General features: G+C 68.5%; 16 protein-coding genes. 8 read left to right on the top strand and 8 right to left on the bottom strand.

Annotated elements, in window-relative coordinates; translation table 11 throughout:
• Nucleotides 1-24: 24 nt before the first annotated feature.
• Nucleotides 25-1,632, bottom strand: a complete 1,608-nt coding sequence (locus G5T42_RS08200) for a carboxylesterase/lipase family protein (protein WP_241246016.1) — start codon at nt 1,630-1,632, stop codon at nt 25-27.
• A 178-nt stretch (nt 1,633-1,810) separates the two neighbouring features.
• Between G5T42_RS08200 and G5T42_RS08205 the strand changes: the two genes are divergently transcribed.
• Both G5T42_RS08205 and G5T42_RS08210 read left to right on the top strand, forming a co-directional pair.
• Nucleotides 1,811-3,055: an FAD-dependent oxidoreductase gene (locus G5T42_RS08205; RefSeq protein WP_165127553.1), complete on the top strand. Its 1,245-nt coding sequence runs from the start codon at nt 1,811-1,813 to the stop codon at nt 3,053-3,055.
• Between the two features lie 206 nt (nt 3,056-3,261).
• Nucleotides 3,262-4,098 (top strand): FUSC family protein, encoded by an 837-nt coding sequence (locus G5T42_RS08210; protein WP_165127555.1) that lies wholly within the window; start codon nt 3,262-3,264, stop codon nt 4,096-4,098.
• On the opposite strand, the gene G5T42_RS08215 is transcribed toward G5T42_RS08210, so the two are convergent.
• Nucleotides 4,062-4,463 carry a hypothetical protein gene (locus tag G5T42_RS08215; protein ID WP_165127557.1) on the bottom strand — a complete coding sequence of 134 codons (402 nt, stop codon included), beginning with the start codon at nt 4,461-4,463 and terminating at the stop codon, nt 4,062-4,064. The two genes, G5T42_RS08210 and G5T42_RS08215, sit on opposite strands and share 37 nt — an antisense overlap.
• A gap of 217 nt (nt 4,464-4,680) precedes the next feature.
• On the opposite strand from G5T42_RS08215, the gene G5T42_RS17655 reads away from it, so the two are divergent.
• The 3 genes from G5T42_RS17655 (at nt 4,681) to G5T42_RS08225 (ending at nt 6,152) form a co-directional block, all read left to right on the top strand.
• Entirely contained in the window at nt 4,681-4,998 is a 318-nt protein-coding gene (locus tag G5T42_RS17655; RefSeq protein WP_241246096.1) for a hypothetical protein, read from the top strand.
• On the top strand, nt 4,932-5,651 hold the full coding sequence (locus G5T42_RS08220) for a sugar kinase (protein ID WP_241246058.1): 720 nt from the start codon (nt 4,932-4,934) through the stop codon (nt 5,649-5,651). The genes G5T42_RS17655 and G5T42_RS08220 overlap by 67 nt, the downstream gene beginning before the upstream one ends.
• A gap of 213 nt (nt 5,652-5,864) precedes the next feature.
• Nucleotides 5,865-6,152, top strand: coding sequence for a hypothetical protein (locus G5T42_RS08225; protein WP_165127561.1), 288 nt, complete (start codon nt 5,865-5,867; stop codon nt 6,150-6,152).
• A gap of 148 nt (nt 6,153-6,300) precedes the next feature.
• On the opposite strand, the gene G5T42_RS08230 is transcribed toward G5T42_RS08225, so the two are convergent.
• Entirely contained in the window at nt 6,301-6,570 is a 270-nt protein-coding gene (locus G5T42_RS08230; RefSeq protein WP_165127563.1) for a hypothetical protein, read from the bottom strand.
• Nucleotides 6,571-6,676: 106 nt separating this feature from the next.
• Nucleotides 6,677-7,696, bottom strand: a complete 1,020-nt coding sequence (locus G5T42_RS08235; RefSeq protein ID WP_165127565.1) for a diacylglycerol kinase family protein — start codon at nt 7,694-7,696, stop codon at nt 6,677-6,679.
• Between the two features lie 270 nt (nt 7,697-7,966).
• Here G5T42_RS08235 and G5T42_RS08240 point away from each other — a divergent pair, with 270 nt between their 5' ends.
• Together G5T42_RS08240 and G5T42_RS08245 are read left to right on the top strand one after the other, a co-directional pair.
• Nucleotides 7,967-8,674, top strand: a complete 708-nt coding sequence (locus tag G5T42_RS08240; RefSeq protein ID WP_241246017.1) for a GAF and ANTAR domain-containing protein — start codon at nt 7,967-7,969, stop codon at nt 8,672-8,674.
• A 26-nt stretch (nt 8,675-8,700) separates the two neighbouring features.
• Nucleotides 8,701-9,408 carry a GAF and ANTAR domain-containing protein gene (locus tag G5T42_RS08245; RefSeq protein WP_165127569.1) on the top strand — a complete coding sequence of 236 codons (708 nt, stop codon included), beginning with the start codon at nt 8,701-8,703 and terminating at the stop codon, nt 9,406-9,408.
• A gap of 43 nt (nt 9,409-9,451) precedes the next feature.
• On the opposite strand, the gene G5T42_RS08250 is transcribed toward G5T42_RS08245, so the two are convergent.
• Entirely contained in the window at nt 9,452-10,486 is a 1,035-nt protein-coding gene (locus G5T42_RS08250) for an acyl-CoA desaturase (RefSeq protein ID WP_241246018.1), read from the bottom strand.
• Between the two features lie 229 nt (nt 10,487-10,715).
• Nucleotides 10,716-11,816, bottom strand: coding sequence for an acyl-CoA desaturase (locus G5T42_RS08255; protein ID WP_165127573.1), 1,101 nt, complete (start codon nt 11,814-11,816; stop codon nt 10,716-10,718).
• Between the two features lie 291 nt (nt 11,817-12,107).
• Between G5T42_RS08255 and G5T42_RS08260 the strand changes: the two genes are divergently transcribed.
• Complete coding sequence (locus G5T42_RS08260; RefSeq protein ID WP_165127575.1) at nt 12,108-13,295, top strand: calcium:proton antiporter; 1,188 nt, start codon at nt 12,108-12,110, stop codon at nt 13,293-13,295.
• 5 nt (nt 13,296-13,300) lie between these two features.
• Here G5T42_RS08260 and G5T42_RS08265 read toward each other — a convergent pair whose 3' ends face one another.
• Nucleotides 13,301-14,329 carry a glycoside hydrolase family 43 protein gene (locus G5T42_RS08265; RefSeq protein WP_165127577.1) on the bottom strand — a complete coding sequence of 343 codons (1,029 nt, stop codon included), beginning with the start codon at nt 14,327-14,329 and terminating at the stop codon, nt 13,301-13,303.
• A gap of 35 nt (nt 14,330-14,364) precedes the next feature.
• The gene (locus tag G5T42_RS08270) at nt 14,365-15,237 is read right to left on the bottom strand and encodes an LLM class flavin-dependent oxidoreductase (protein ID WP_165127579.1); all 873 of its coding nucleotides are present in this window, start codon (nt 15,235-15,237) and stop codon (nt 14,365-14,367) included.
• Nucleotides 15,238-15,241 lie beyond the last annotated feature (4 nt).

Below are 15,241 nucleotides of genomic sequence, written 5' to 3' on the forward strand. Positions count from 1 at the left end.
CTGAGTTCGATCTGTCCCGGCCCATCATCCGGCGGTGTCGGGCTGGAACTGTTCCCACGCACGTCGCCGCTCATCGCGGGGATCCTTCTCGACGCGGTCCGTCACGTCGATGATCAATGTGGACCGGTCGGGCTCGCAGTAGGGCGGCCACGTCTCCGCAGGCGGAGCGCCTGCCGCGAATCGCAGCCACATCGTCCGCATCCGCCGGCCGGCCGCCGCGTACTCCTCCGCCCCGCCGAACCCCGTGATGATTCGCGCCATCGTAAGGTCGGTGCGCGCGAACAGCGCGAACATCTCGACGCCGTGGGTGGCATCCAAGCCGAGGATCTTCAGCAGTCGGGGGGCCATGTCGAAGCGGTAGGCCCACGTGGGGGCGAAGCGCGAGTGATAGTCGGCGACTCGTGTGCTGGGGAACCAGAAGCCGAAGTCCCCTCCGAAGTCCGCGGCGGCCCGTCGTGCGGGGAGGCCAGGATAGGCGATGTGCATTCGAGGCGCAGAACCGGCTGGGGCGCGCGCGAAGAGCGCCTCGATCCGTGGGGGAGTACGCGGCAGGATGTCGACCCGGCCTCGGAAGATCGCGCCCTCGCGATTGTTCGTGCCGATGATGATCGGCACGCGGTGGGCAGTGCCGTCGCGGAACGCCCGCATCGGATGCTGGGGCAGGAAGTCGCCATCGATGACCGGGGCGAGGCAGAACGTGCCGGGGTAGGCGTCCGGCGTGCGGATCTGGAGCGCCGTGCAGGCCGCGACGAGATCGCTCGGCGACGCGGCCAGAAGCAGCTGGTGCGCCGATCGGAGGGCGGGGGGCTCTTCAGGAGACCCTCGTGTGTCTCGACTCGCGCGAGACTCGAGCATCTGGCGGAGGATCTGGACGTACTCTCCCGCCCATCGCCGACTCATCGAGGACGGGTACACGGCACCCGGTGGCGGGCTCTGGGCGATGGCCCGTGCGAACAGCCCCCGCGCGGACGGCGTTGCCATCAGGGTCGTCACGGCGTTGCCACCCGCCGAGGCGCCGAACACCGTCACGTTCTCGGCGTCGCCCCCGAAAGCACCGATGTTCTCACGCACCCATTTGAGCAGTGCCACCTGGTCGCGAAGTCCGAGATTGCTCGCGAACGATCGGTCACGGGTCGAGTAGCGGCTGAAGTCGAGGTAGCCGAGCGGCCCGAGCCGATAGTTGAAGCTGACGTACACGACGCGGCCGTCACGCACGAAGCCCTCACCTTGTCCCGAGAAGTCGCGGGACGACCCGACGCTGTAACCGCCGCCGTGGATGTACACCATGACCGGCAGAGGGGTGGAACCGTGATCGTCCCACACGGGCGCGTGGACGTTCACCGTCAGGCAGTCCTCGTCCGCAGCGACCACTGCCGACGGCGGATGGATGAGCGGATTGCGGAACGCCTGCGGAGCAGCCGGACCGAAACCGAAGGCGTCGCGCGTGCCCGCCCACGGCACCACATCGGCAGGACCCGCGAATCGTAGCGATCCCACGGGAGGCGCCGCATACGGGATCCCGCGCCAGGCGAGCAGCCCGCGTTCCCGCACGCCGCGCACCACGCCGCCGGCGACCCGCACGTCGACGGTCTCGTCGTCGTGCCGCCGGCGGCGACCGATCAACGATCGCACGCTGTTCACCTTTCGACCTCACCCCGATCGGGGGATGTCCGCAAGGGGTAGACAGATCGGCTCGCGGCCGGCGGCATGGCGAATAGCCCAGGAGGAGGGCGGGACGGGAACTCTCGCGCTTCGTGGTGGTCGAGGTGACCGCGAGCCCGGCCGAACGATGTCCTCCTACACTCGGCTCATGCAGACGCACGACGTGTTCGTGATCGGCGCCGGGCTTGCGGGCCTTCGATGCGCCGTGGAACTGGCGGCGCGTGGCCGTGAGGTGGTGGTGCTGGAGGCCGCCGATCGTGTCGGCGGACGCCAGCGCACCGATCGGGTGGACGACTTCACACTGGACCGCGGGTTCCACGTCCTCAACACCGCCTATCCGGCCGTCCGGGCCTCGGTGGATGTCGACCGCCTCGGCGTGCGGGCGTTCCCGACCGCGGTCCGGGTGCGCCGCACCGACGGCACGATGGCGACGCTCGGGCACCCGCTGCGGCATCCGAACCTGGTCCCGGCGACGCTCGCGAGTGGTTTCGTGACCAGGCGTGACCTCGCCGGGCTCCTGCGGTGGCTGGGCCCGATCGCCCTGCGTCCCGGTGTCGCGGTGACGCGCCCGGACGGCACCATCGGTAAGGGGTGGGATGCCGCAGGCCTGACCGGACCGTTGCGCACCGAGGTGCTGTCGCCGTTCTTCTCGGGCATTCTGGCGGACGCGTCGGAATCGACGTCGAACACCTACGTGCGCCTCCTCGCCCGATCGTTCCTGCCGGCGGGTGCGGGGCTGCCCCGAGACGGCATCGGCGCGCTCCCGAGGGCCCTTGCCTCGCGCGCTCGCGCGGCGGGAGCGGATATCAGGGTCGGCCGTGCCGTGAGTCGACTGCGGCGGCGCGAGAATCGGTGGGAGGTCCGCGCGCTCGGCGAGGGACGCCTGCTCGCCCGCGACGTCGTCGTCGCGGTCGGCGCGGAGTCTCTCGACGTGCTCATGGACGTGCCGGTGCCCGCCACGCGGGGATTGCAGACGTGGTGGTTCGCGGCCGAGGAGCCCCCGGTATCCGCGATCATCACCGTCGACGGCACCCGCGAGGGTCCGATCGTCAACTCGCTCGCGATCTCGGCCACGATTCCGGAGGCGGCGCCCCGCGGTCGCCACCTCATCCAGGCGACATGTCTGTGGGCCCCGGATCGCGCGGCGCCCGAGCCCGAGGTGCGCGCCCAGCTCACGCGATTGTGGGGCCGCGCCTCGGCGTCGTGGGAGCTCCTGCGGCGCGACGACATCCCGCACGCTCTCCCCGCGCTGCCCCCGCCCATGCGGCGCCCGTCGCCCGCACGCATCGGCGACGGACTGCACATCGCCGGCGATCACCGGGAGACACCTTCTATTCAAGGGGCGCTGCTCTCGGGGATGCGGGCGGCGAGGTCCGTGCTCGAGGGCGGATGACCGTGGGCACCGAGGCATCTGCGGAGCGGCCTGAGACCAGGAGGTCGCCGGTGGCGTGGTCGTGGATCAACGCCGCTCACGGGGTGGCGCTGAGCGCACCCGCCGTGGCGATCTCACTGGTCGACCCCGGGATCGGGCTTCCACTGGCCGTCGGTGTCGTGCCTGCGGCCGCTCTCGGTGTCCGCGGACCGAGGCGGCAGCGGAGGGTGGCGGTCGTCGTCGGCGCTGTAGCAGGGCTGAACATCGTGATCGGCTCGCTGGTGGCGCCTTTCCCGGTCGCGGCGGTGGTGACGATCTTCGCCCTCTGCGTGGCCGCGGCGGTGCTCGTCGCCGACCCGAACCGCCACCTGGCCCCCCTCATCCTCATGCTCGGGATGCCGCTGCTCGGCGTCGGGCTCTCGGAGCCGCCGGCGACCGCACTCTCAGCCGGGGCTCTCCTCCTGCTCGGTTCGATCTATGGCTGGCTGGTTTCGTTGATCTGGCCCGACCGTCCTGGGATACAACGGCCGGCGAAAGCCGCGGTGCCGCGGCGGGTGATGCTCGCCTACGGCATACAGATCGGCATCGCCGGCGCGGCCGGCGCCGCGCTCGGTTTCGCGCTCGACGTCGATCACCCCGGGTGGGCGTGCGCTGCGGCGCTGTTGATCAGCCGACCCGACCGGGCCCTCCTCGACGCCCGCAGCATCGGCCGCATTCTGTCGGTATTCCTCGGTGCCACGGCGGCCTGTGTCGTCGCGGCGTTCCATCCGTCGAATGCGGTGTTCGCTGCGGTCGTGCTCGTGGTCATCGCCGGAGCCGCAGGCACCGCAGGAAGCCGCTGGTACGTGCTGCCATTCTTCACCACACTCCTGGTGCTGTCGATGCTCATCGGGGACGAGACCGAGTCCGCGACGCACTGGTTCCTGGAGCGCGTCGCGCTCACTCTCGCCGGGGCTGCGCTCGCGGTGCTTGCCGCGTGGGTGGTTCCGCGCGTCATGGCCGTGCCCGGGTCGACGGCGGTCGGCTCTCAGAAGTCGAACTCAGACCAGTCCTCCGGAACCTGATTCTCGAGATTCTCAGCGGCGACAAGCGGGGCGCCGTCGCTCCGGGCCCGGTCTGCTCGGGCGCGCATCTGCTCCACGAGTTCGCCGTCGATGAGGTCGTCGCCATCGGATTCTTCGGCGTCCGAGATGATCTGACTCGATGGCCCGATCACGATCTGGGAGCGCCCACGAGACCCGTCACCGTTGAGTGTGGGGAAGTCGACCGTGGCGGACCCGCCCACTTGGGCGAGCGCCTGAGCGTAGTCGAGCAGTGCCCGGGCGATCGCGGAGCCCGTCAGTACCGAGTGTCCGGCGTAGTGGATCCTGTCCATCAGGCAGGAGTGGAAGTCTGGCTCGCGCTCATCATCCAAGTAGACGCCGTCCACGCGGGAATGAGTGTGGGGGTAGCGGAACGGTCCGGAGTGTGCACGGCAACGCTGAGGGATTCCTTCGGGTCGGGACCGGCTCTCAGCGGCCCGCCGACGGCAGGGGCGGAGACGGCCTTGCAGCCTCCTCGACGACGAGTGATGCTGGATGCCAGACCGGTCGCGCGACTCCCGCGACACCGCGGGCGGCGTCGTCCCTCCGGTGTGAGGAACCGCTATGAGCGCTGTCTATGCGTGGGACGTCTTCTCCACCCTCGACGGTTACGGCTCCTTCACCGAGGGCGCCGATTGGGGTGGCTACTGGAGCAAACAGGGCCCCGAGCTGCTCGAGCATCGCGCGAGCCTCTTCGACACCGACCAGCGGATGGTCTACGGAGCCACCCCCTTCCAGGAGGTCGCCGAGATCCTGTCGCGGACTCCGCGGGCGATCTGGTCGAGCGGCAGATCCGGGCGGAGGGCGTCACCGTCATCGCCGAGCGTGACCCCGACGCTCCGACGGGCCTCATGCTCAAGGAGCGGCGCACCCCGGCTCTGACGCGCGTCTCGTACCATCGCGCAGCGAGCGCCGCCTCGCGGGCGACGGTGTCCGATCTCGACGAGGATGCGATCCGCGCGGCAGCACTGCTGCACCTCACAGGCATCACGCCCGCCCTGTCGGACTCGGCGCGGGCGCTCACCCTGCATGCCGCCCGGGTCGCGAGGGAGGCGGCCGTCCCCGTCTCCTTCGACCTCAACTATCGAAGTGCGCTGTGGTCGCGGCCGCGGGCGCGGGACTGCTTCCGCACGCTCATCCCGCTCGCGGACGTGGTGTTCGCCGGCGAGGACGAGGCTGCGCTCGCGCTCGACCGCTCGCCCGACGACGTTCCCTCCCTCGCGGAAGGTCTCGCGTCGATGGGTCCGAGCGAAGCCGTCATCAAGCGAGGTGCGAAAGGCGCGTTCGCCCGGGTCGACGGCCGCTCATTCGAGCAGGATGCCGTCCGCATCGATCCGATCGACACCGTGGGCGCGGGCGATGCCTTCGTCGCGGGATATCTCGCCGAGCGCCTCAACGGAGTGCCAGTCCCCGAGCGACTCGAGACCGCCGTCGCCGTAGCCGCCTTCGTGTGCCTGTCCGAGGCCGACTGGGAGGGATCACCACGTCGAGCGGAGCAGGCTCAGCTCACGCCCGAGGACCCCGTCGCGCGCTGACCGCTTCGCACGCCGAGGTGCTCGAACGGCAGCTCGGCCGCGTATCGGGCTAGGGATGCCGGTTCTCGCGCCGGCGCTCAGAACGTCTGGATTTTCCCGTTGCTCCTGCCGGAAAGCAAGGGCAAAGGCGAAACTCATGCCGTCTGTCCACTTGATGAAGTGGTGCAACGCGCACCCGGCAGTACCGATAGTCACAGCAAGGACTGAAGCAGTATGAGCACGACCACTCAGAACACCCGCGTCTCGCGTCTCTCGACCGAGACGAAGGCCGCCTTCAAGACCACCGAGTTCATCTCGTACGTCGTCATTCTCGTCGGGATGTTCATCGCGTCCGCTGTCGTCGACAGCAACGAGGACGGCCAGGGCTTCGGAGCCGAGCAGGTGTGGTTCTACACCACGCTCCTCACCATTGGATACATGGTGAGCCGCGGTCTGGCCAAGTCCGGAAGCCGCGAGTTCTACGACCGCGGCGACCGAGACGACCGTAACGCTCGCTCCTGACTCCGGGAGCAGGACAGGGTTCTCGACCCTGACCGTAGACAGCTCTACGAAGGCCCCCTGCGATGCGGGGGGCCTTCGCTGTGTCAGGAGCAGTCCTCGACGGCCGAAGCGCCGAAAGGCCGCTGCACGTGTCGAGCGTTCGCCCGGTCTACCAGACCGTGCCGCCGCCGATCGAGATACCGCCCCACGTGAGCGCGATGAAGATCGCGGCGAAGACGACGGGACCGATGCCCTTGCCGTTGCGGGCGAGTCCCTTCAGAAGTCCGATCACGGCCAGGACCGCCGCGATGACGGAAAGGGCGCCGCCCAGGATCAGGCCGATGAACAGCGGGATCGGCATGAGCACGAGGCCGGCGAGTGCGACCCAGAAGGCGGCCCAGGCAGTCGGATTGGAACGGCGTTCGACGGAGGAGGACATGCCTGCATTATCTCGTGCTCGCGCACGCAGACCGGTAACGGCCGCCGTTCAGGCCCGCGGCGTCGTCAGCGCGTCGTTGACGCGCGCCGCCGACGCTCAGCGGAGTTCAGTCGGTCGACTCCGCAGGGACCCGGATCGTGAGCCCACCGTGCACCGCCCATGTCCGCACGGCGGTCGCCTCGCCGAACTCGTCGCCGTCGAGCTCGATCTTCTCGGGCCGGTTGAGCACGAGGGTGAAGCGCTCGCCCTTGATGTAGTTGAGGGCGTCGACCTCTTTCGTGCGGAACTTGCGCCCGAGGCGCGTGCGGCTGAGGACGCCGTTCTCCCAGATGATCTTCGTCGCAATCTGCGCCCAGCTGAGGAATCCCTCGGGGCGGAGCAGCACGATGTCGAGCTTGCCGTCGTCGACCGAGGCCTCGGGCATGAGCAGCACGTTCGCCTGAAGCGCGCCGCAGTTGCCGATGATGACGGTGTGCGCGCGGATGGACCGCGTCGGGTGGGTGTCGAGCTTGTAGCGAAGGCGGAGCTGGTTCTTGTCGCGCAGTGCCAGCACGATCGCCTTGACGTACGCAAGCCAGCCGATCTTCGCCTTCAGCTCGTCGTCGGTGTTGGCGAGCATCTTGGCGTCGAGGCCGAGCCCCGCCATGACGAGGTACACGTGGCGGTCGACCTGCGAGTCGGCGCGACGGATCTCGATCACGCCGAGGTCGATCTGCCGGTCCTCGCCCGTGAAGGCCGAGTGGACCGAGTGCTCGAGATCGTCGAGCGTGAGCTTCAGGTTGCGCGCAAGCAGGTTCCCCGTTCCCGAGGGGAGCAGGGCGAGAGCGACGTCGTGCTCGTGCATGGCCTCGGCGACCGCGCGCACGGTCCCGTCTCCTCCGGCGACGATGATCATCGACACGTTCTCGGCGAGTGCCGCCTCGGTCGCGCCGCGTCCCGGGTCCTCGGCCGATGTCTCGAACCAGAGGGTCTCACCCCAGCCGGCGGCAGCCTGTTCCGCCTCGACGACGGTCTTGATGGCGGGGAGATCCACCTTGATCGGGTTGTAGACGACGGCTGCGACACGGGTGTCGGATGCGGGCGTCGTAGACGTGGCGGCGGCGGTGGGAGTCTGCGTGTCGGTCATGATGGATCTCTGTTCTCGGCGCGGGGCACTCGCAGCGCTTCACACGCCTGCACGAGGGGTTCTCCGGAGGCTAGCCCCTGCTCGGCTGAAGGCGCCCGCCCTTGACAAAGGGCCCCGAGGAACCACTGTCGCGCCGCAGCCGGATGACCGCCCGGCTTCGCGATGGCTGGGTCGGCGTCACAGGGCTCGGTCGGCCGGCGGGTGTACCATCAGGCCGACGGCACCAAGACCCCGCGCCCCGTCATCCATCGACAGACGGGCGGATATCCAGTGGGCCAGGCACTGCCGGGCGATGACCGCGACGCTTTCGTCGGAGCCATCAGACAGTTGACCGAGGCGGGGCACCCGGGCGCCGATCTCTGCGCGCCTTTCGTCGGAGCCGTCGGCGTGACAGGGGCGGCGATCTCCACTCTCGGCGCGCCCTTCGGGAGTCAGACCGTGTGCGCGAGCAGCCCCGTTGCCGCCCGCGTGGACGAGATCCAGATCGATCTCGGCGAAGGCCCCTGCTGGGAGGCGCTGCGAACACGCCGACCGGTGCTCCAGGCCGACCTCCGAGGCCACAGCGACGAGCGGTGGCCGGCGGCGAGCGTGGCGCTTCGGCAACTTGATCTCGGCTCGCTGTACGCCTTCCCCCTCTTCGTCGGTCGACTCGGGGTCGGCTCGGTCGACCTCTATGCGGATGTCCCGCGCGAGCTCTCCGAAGAAGATGTGAAGGACGTGACCGTCCTCGCCACGATCGCCGCGCGTCAGGTGCTGAGGCGCACTCTGGACGAGCTCGGCACGGTCGATGAGGGCGTGCCGGGGGGACCGTATTCGCGACGCGAGCTGCATCAGGCGTCGGGGATGGTCGCCGCGCAGCTGGGGGTCGGCGTCGACGACGCTCTCGTCGTCCTCCGGGGCCACGCGTTCGCCTCCGACCGCAGCGTTCTCGAGGTCGCCGGTGACGTTGTGCGCCGTCGCCTGGTTTTCGAGACCTGACGCCGGCATGGATCTAGACTCCTGACATGAGGTCGCGGGAGGATCACCTGCTCCACACGGTCGCCTCGCTGGCCGACTCCCTCGTCGCGGACTTCCACGTCGTCGACCTGCTGCAGCTCCTGGTGGAGGAGTGCACCGCGCTCTTCGACGCCTCCGCCGCCGGCATCCTGCTGCAGGGCTCCACGGGAGAGCTCGAGGTGATCGCCTCCACGAACGAGCGCAGCGAGTTCATCGGTCTGATGCAGCTCCAGTTCGGCGAGGGGCCTTGCGTCGAGGCCGTGACGAGCGGTGAGGTCGTCTCCGTCCCAGACCTGTCGCAGGTAGCCGATCGGTGGCCGGCCTTTGCCGCCGCGGCGCGTCAGTCCGGCTTCGCGTCCCTCCACGCGATCCCGATGCGACTGCGCGACGCGACGATCGGGTCGCTCAATCTGTTCCGCGACCGGGTGGGCGAACTCAACCGCCCGGATGCGATCGCGGCCCGTGCTCTCACCGACATCGCGACCATCAGCATCCTTCAGCAGCGCCTCGTCGAGGAGTCGAGCATCGCCCAGGCGCAGCTGCAGCGCGCGCTCGACAGCCGCGTCATCATCGAGCAGGCCAAAGGGTACCTCGCTCAGAGCCGCGGGCTCGACATGGATGCCGCGTTCCAGCGGATCCGCTCGCACGCCCGTTCGACGCAGACGCGGCTCACCGACGTCGCCGCTGCCATCGTGGCGGGCGACCTCACGCTCTGACCGCGGCCGACCGGGAAGCGGCCGCGGTCAGCTGAGGGAGTCTCTAGACGGCCTGTCGCTGCTGCAGCAACGGGCACTCGAACGGATCGCGTTCACCGAGCCCGACCCGATTGATGTAGCGGACGACGATCCCATAGGACTGGAACAAACCCGTCTGCGTGTAGGTCACACCGCGCTCGCGGCAGTAGTCGGCGATCATCCCTGAGGCCTTCCGCAGGTGCGGTCGCGGCATCGACGGGAAGAGGTGGTGCTCGATCTGGTAGTTGAGGCCACCCATCGCGGCGTCCAGCATCCGGTTCCCGCGGATGTTGCGGCTCATGAGCACCTGGCGTCGCAGGAAGTCCAGCTTGAGCTCGGCCGGGACGATCGGCATGCCCTTGTGATTGGGGGCGAACGCCATTCCCATGTAGACGCCGAACAGCCCGAGCTGGATGCCGAGGAAGGCGAACGCGATGCCCGGCGACAGCACGAGGAAGACGAGCAGGAGGTAGCCGACGATCCGGATCGTGAGGAATGCGATCTCCACCGGGCGCCGGCGCAGCGGCTCACGCGAGAAGACCCGTCGCACGCCCGAGGCGTGGAGAGACAGCCCCTCGAGCAGCAGGATCGGGAAGAAGAAGATGCCCTGGTGGCCCATGAGCCATCCGAGCGGTCCGGTGCGACGGCGCGCGGCCTGCTCCGGGGTGAAGGACACGACAGGCAGCTCGATGTCGGGGTCGGCGCCGATCTTGTTGGGGTTGGCGTGATGCCTCGTGTGCTTGTGCTGCCACCAGCCGTAGCTCATGCCGACGAACAGATTGCCGATGATGAGCGAGGTCCAGTCGTTCCACCGCCCCGAGCGGAAGATCTGCCGGTGCGCGGCATCGTGGCCGAGCATCGCGATCTGCGTGAACATCACAGCGAACGCGGCCGCCGTGGCCAGCTGCCACCAGGAGTCGCCGATCCAGATGAACAGGAACGCCATCGCGCCTACGACGACCGGGACGGCCACCAGCTTCGTCCAGTAGTACCCGTATCGGCGCCGCAGGAGGCCGCTCGCGGTGACGATCGTCGCGAGGTCGGTGAAATCGTTCGGCAACTTGGGAGTCGTCGTCCGGACGGCGCGTGGCGAAGGTCCGGGAAGCGTGTCGGTCACGGGGAGCCCCTGTCGTCCGGTGCGCACGAGCCGATGCACTCGTGCGAAAGACGGGGTCCGGGCCTTCTGCTACGAGGCTATCCGCGCGGCTCGTGCGCCGCTACGGGCATTGACATTCGAGAACGCTCATGCATCATCTCGCCGCCCGGGCATCGCCCCGCGGGGCACGCGCTCAGCGACCGAACGCCGTCGCGGCGGGGCAGTCGAACGGATCGCCACCGGCGGCCAGGCCGACGCGATTCAGATATCGGATGACGATGCCATAGGACTGGCGGAGTCCCGTCTCGGTGTACTCGATGGAGTGGTCGCGGCAGTACGCCTTCGTGATCTTCTGCGCGTGCTTGAGGTGCGGTCGCGGCATGTTCGGGAAGAGGTGGTGCTCGATCTGGTAGTTCAGGCCGCCCATGAACACGTCCATGACGCGGCTGCCGCGGATGTTGCGGGACGTGAGAACCTGCCGACGCAGGAAGTCGACCTTGGAGTCGCGGGGGAGGATCGGCATCCCCTTGTGATTGGGTGCGAACGAGGCCCCCATGTAGACGCCGAAGACGGCGAGCTGAACGCCGATGAAGGCGAAGGCGAGCCCGAGCGGCAAGAAGGCGAAGACGACCGCCAGGTACACCGCGACGCGGGTGACCAGCATGGCGATCTCGAGCCCGCGCTTGTCGACCTTGCCCGCGCCGAACACGGTGCGGAACCCGTGGATGTGCAGATTGAGACCTTCGAAGATCAGCACGGGGAAGAACAGGAATCCCTGGTGGCGGGTGAACCACCCGTAGAGGCCGGTTGCCCGCGCGGCATCCTCCGGGGTGAACGACACCACGTCGCGATCGATGTCGGGATCCTTGCCGAGCACGTTCGGATTCGCGTGGTGGCGGCTGTGCTTCGTCATCCACCAGGAGTAGCTGATTCCGACCACGAGATTCGCGAGCGTGCGGCCGGCGCGATCGTTCGCCTTGCCGGACAGGAACACCTGGCGGTGGGATGCCTCGTGCGCGAGGAAAGCGAACTGCGTGAGGATGATGCCCAGCGCAGCGGCGATGAGGAGCTGGAACCACGAGTCGCCCAGGAGCACGAAGCCGACAGCGGCGCCGCCGAGCGCGAGCGTGACCGCGCCGAACATCATGATGTAGAACCCCGTCCGGCGTCCCAGCAGACCCTGGTCGCGGACCGTGTGGAGGAGAGCCGAGTACTCCGACGTCGGGTTGGTGCCGGGTCGCTTCGGCGTCGTGGTGCGGATGCGCCCCTGCAGGGCGGGTGCCTCGATGGTCATGCGATCGTCCGTCTCGTCGGTGGAGTCCGCGCCCATGAAGGGCGGGGGACGGTCAACCGTGGTCCGGGGACAACCGTGTGATCAATTCAACGCCCATGTCCGCCCGCCTACTCCCTTGCCAGGCAGATGCTCAGCTTCGGGTCGGGGGGCTTCGCATCGGCGCCCGGCCGCAGCCGAGTCGGGGACGGCGATACGGTATGTCTGCATCGCGTCCTCCCCGTCGAACGACGCCAGCGGATCGACCACGGGGCGATGACTCGCAACATTCCGCAGGTCGGCAACGGAGGAATGATGACCAGAGCGACCAAGGATCGCGCAGCCGCGCCCACGGCGGCTGCCGCGGGAACCGGGTGGCGCGGCATCCTGACTCCGTCCACCATCGTCACGCTCGTCGTCGCTTGGGCGACGACGATCCTCTTCCTCACGGTCGGGCACGAGTGGGTGGTCCACCCGGCCAACGGCGTCGTCGCCATCGCCTGCTTCGTGCTGATCCTCGGCGTGATCATGCTCGCGGCCTTCGGGGTCGTCCGGCATGCGGAACACCTGGCCGAGAGGATCGGCGAGCCCTTCGGCACGCTCATCCTCACGCTGACGGTGGTCGTGATCGAGGTCGTGCTCATCGCGTCGGTGATGCTCGGTCCTGGAGGATCGGCCACGATCGGTCGGGACTCGCTCTTCGCGGTGATGATGATCATCATCAACGGCGTCCTAGGCCTCTGCATCCTCCTGGGTGCCCTCCGTTTCGGACCGCAGCACTACAACCCTGAAGGCGTCTCGATCTACCTCGCGATGATCGCGGCGCTGTCGCTGTGCACCCTCGTGCTTCCGAGCTTCCTCGCCTCGACCGACGACGGGACGCTCGTCCCCCTGCAGTCGATCGGCCTCGCGGTCCTCGCGGCAGCGCTGTACGCCTTCTTCCTCTTCATGCAGACGGGTGCCGATCGGGAGCTCTATGTTCAGCCGCTCCGGGAGGCGCCACGGGAACCGTCGGTGCCGAATGGCTCGTCGCGGGCGGGCGGCTCGGCATCCGAGCTCCTCGTCCGCACCCTCCTGCTCATCGCGACCGTCCTGCCGATCGTGCTGCTGGCGCACGATCTGGGAATCCTCGTGGATATCGGAATTGAGATCACCGGAGCGCCGACTGCTTTGGGCGGCGTCGTCATCGCGGTCATCGTCTTCACGCCCGAGGCCATCACCGCCGTCCGCGCATCGTTGGCGAACGAGAACCAGCGGGCACTCAATCTGGGCCTCGGCGCGTTCGTGTCGACGGTCGGATTGACGATCCCCGCCATCCTCGTCATCGGACTGCTGACCGGCCAGCCTGTCATCCTCGGCGAATCGCCCGCGAACATGGTCCTCATCTGCATCACGCTCGTGATGACCCTGATCACCTACTTCGCGCCCCGCACCACAGCGGTGCACGGCGCGGTGCACCTCATGCTCTTCGGAGTGTACGGAGTGCTGCTCTTCGCGCCGTGAGCCGGTCAGCTGCCGGGCGCCGCGACCTGACCCGAGGGAACGGGCTGCTCCTTCTCGCCGACGGGGGTGCCGAAGTCCGGCACTCCGTCCTTCCAGGTGAACCGCTGGGCGTTCATCATCCGATCCCATCCGGCGCCGGAGTAGCGGGCGGAGTGATACACCATCCAGTCCTCCTTGCCGTCGGGTGAGGTGGTGAAAGAACCGTGCCCGGGCCCGAAGACGTCGTCCGTCTTGGCGAACACGGACTCCGGCGATTTCTGCCATGACGAAGGATCGAGCAGGTCGTCACCGGACCCGGTGAGCATCCCGTATCCGTAGTCGTCGGTCCAGCTGGCGCTCGCCGAGTAGACCAGGAAGACCTTGTCGTCCGTGACGATCGCCTGGGGGCCCTCGTTGATCGGCATCGTCTGGCGCTCGAAGTCGAGCGTCGGCTCGGAGATGAGGACGCCGGCTCCCTCGAGGGTGGTGGGGCTCGTCATCTCGGCGATGTACAGGTTCTGCTGGCCGTCGGTCGACCCCGGCCACCCTGACCAGGCGAAGTACGCCCGGTCTCCGAACTCGAAGCGCGTGCCGTCGATCGCCCAGCGGTCGTTCTGGTCCGCGATCTTGCCGCGATCGATGTACGGTCCGAGCGGATCGTCGCCCTCGCTCTCGAGGACGAACATGCGGTGATTCGTATTGTCGCCGTCGCACGTCGTGGCGGCGTAGTAGATGTACCACTTCCCGTCGACGTGATGGAGTTCGGGAGCCCACACGTCGGCGCAGTTCGGCCCCTCGCTGGGAGTGGTCCATACCTGGGTGCGGTCGCCGCCGGCGATGCCGGTGAGGTTGTTCTCGGGTGATTTCGTCACCGAGATACCTCCTCCCGCGCTCTCGACGAGGAGGTAGTGCGACCCGTCCTTGATGACGTAGGGGTCATTCGCGACATCCAGGATCGGGTTGGTGAAGGTGGCGGCGCCGGTGCAGCCCGCAAGGGCCACCGTCACGAGCATCGCCGCCATCGCGACCGCCCCCACTCGACGCGTGCGGTGCATGAGCTGCCTCTCGGATCCTGGGATGCCTCGTCCGTTCAGCGTAATCCGCTCCCGAGCGGAAGCACCGGGCCGGCGTCGATCCGCGCGGTCAGAGCCTCGACATCCCAGGGGTCGGCGAGCGCAGGCCAGTCGAGCCCGAACCGAAGGGGGCTCAGGTCTTCGAGCCACCACGTCGCCACGGCGGAGTATCCGTCGATGAGGTCCCGCGAAGCCTCGTCGTGCTCGGTCCGGCCGCTCGCTACGACGTCGAAGGGCGCATCGCTCTCGCGGTGGGCGCGGATGCAGTCGACGACCTGCCGGAGCTCGTCGGGACCGGCGACGGTTCCCCCGAGCGGCACGACGCCTTGGTAACGCGCCGCCCGTTGGAACGGACGCCGGTTCGGCCAGGCGCCGCCGACCCAGATGGGGATGGGTGACGCCGGCGCCGGCAGGAAGGTCATCGGCTCGAGGCTGTAGTGCTTTCCGCGGAAGGAGAACTTGGAACCCGACCACAGTCCGGTCAGGATCTCGAGCCCCTCATCGAGCATCTCCGCCCGGATCCGAGCATCGGTCGGGTCGCCGAAGAAGCGGAAATCCCACTCCGTCGGGTCTCCGAGCCCCACCCCGAGGACCAGTCGGCCGTTCGAGTAGTTCTGCAGCGTCACCGTCTGACGGGCGAGCTCCCAGGGCCTCCGGCGGGCGAGGGGAGTGACGAGGGTGCCGATCGTGATCCGCGAGGTGGCGCCCGCCACGGCGGTCAGGGCGATCCACGGGTCGGCGTGCGCGTTGAGGTCGAACTCGCAGAACAGGAGGTGGTCCCAGAGGAAGAATCCGTCCCACCCGGCATGCTCAGCACGGATCGCCAGCTCGGCGAGGACAGTCGCATCGCCGAACGCCCCGAAGTTGGGCAGGTGGACCGCGGACTTCACACTC

Origin of the sequence: Microbacterium sp. 4R-513, from assembly GCF_011046485.1 — a bacterium.
Lineage (GTDB): Bacteria > Actinomycetota > Actinomycetes > Actinomycetales > Microbacteriaceae > Microbacterium.

Bases quoted from the DNA above. Each gene is read 5' to 3' on its own strand.
- G5T42_RS08205 (WP_165127553.1), top strand. From the start codon at position 1,811: ATGCAGACGCACGACGTGTTCGTGATCGGCGCCGGGCTTGCGGGCCTT.
- G5T42_RS17655 (WP_241246096.1), top strand. From the start codon at position 4,681: ATGAGCGCTGTCTATGCGTGGGACGTCTTCTCCACCCTCGACGGTTAC.
- G5T42_RS08225 (WP_165127561.1), top strand. From the start codon at position 5,865: ATGAGCACGACCACTCAGAACACCCGCGTCTCGCGTCTCTCGACCGAG.
- G5T42_RS08230 (WP_165127563.1), bottom strand. From the start codon at position 6,570: ATGTCCTCCTCCGTCGAACGCCGTTCCAATCCGACTGCCTGGGCCGCC.
- G5T42_RS08235 (WP_165127565.1), bottom strand. From the start codon at position 7,696: ATGACCGACACGCAGACTCCCACCGCCGCCGCCACGTCTACGACGCCC.
- G5T42_RS08245 (WP_165127569.1), top strand. From the start codon at position 8,701: ATGAGGTCGCGGGAGGATCACCTGCTCCACACGGTCGCCTCGCTGGCC.
- G5T42_RS08255 (WP_165127573.1), bottom strand. From the start codon at position 11,816: ATGACCATCGAGGCACCCGCCCTGCAGGGGCGCATCCGCACCACGACG.
- G5T42_RS08260 (WP_165127575.1), top strand. From the start codon at position 12,108: ATGACCAGAGCGACCAAGGATCGCGCAGCCGCGCCCACGGCGGCTGCC.
- G5T42_RS08265 (WP_165127577.1), bottom strand. From the start codon at position 14,329: ATGCACCGCACGCGTCGAGTGGGGGCGGTCGCGATGGCGGCGATGCTC.